The 474-nt window shown below is 57.6% G+C and carries 1 protein-coding gene; it reads left to right on the plus strand.

From position 1 onward, the window contains the following. Positions 1-127 precede the first annotated feature (127 nt). Positions 128-474: 50S ribosomal protein L13 (gene rplM / locus RJ05_RS33140; RefSeq protein WP_255220960.1), on the plus strand; the 347-nt coding region annotated here is incomplete at its 3' end.

Raw genomic sequence — 474 nt, forward strand, 5'->3', positions numbered from 1 at the left:
AGGGGGTACACACAGTCAGGCAGCCAATATGCCGAAGAACGGTCGTGATTGATGCCCGAGGGCACATAGCTGGGGCGTTTGGCCTCAATTGTTGTCAAAGCAGACTCTGAACGGCCAGCACATCGTTGTGACCCGTGCAGAGGAGATCAATGTTTCAGGAGGTCTCGTGCGCCAGAAGATGAAATATGAGCGATTCTTAAGGAAACGGATGAACTCCAACCCCAAGAAGGGGCCCATCCACTTCCGTGCACCATCCAGGATATTCTGGAGGACAGTGCGTGGAATGGTGCCGCACAAGACAAAGCGCGGCGCAGCAGCTCTGGAAAGGCTGAAGACCTTTGAGGGCGTGCCGCCCCCGTACGACAAAGTCAAGCGCATGGTTGTGCCTGACGCCCTCAAGGTGCTGCGCCTGCAGCATGGCCACAACTTCTGCAAGCTGGGCGACCTCGCAGCCTCGGTCGGCTGGAAGCACCA

The organism is Nocardia cyriacigeorgica NBRC 100375, assembly GCF_000308555.1.
GTDB lineage: Bacteria > Actinomycetota > Actinomycetes > Mycobacteriales > Mycobacteriaceae > Nocardia > Nocardia cyriacigeorgica.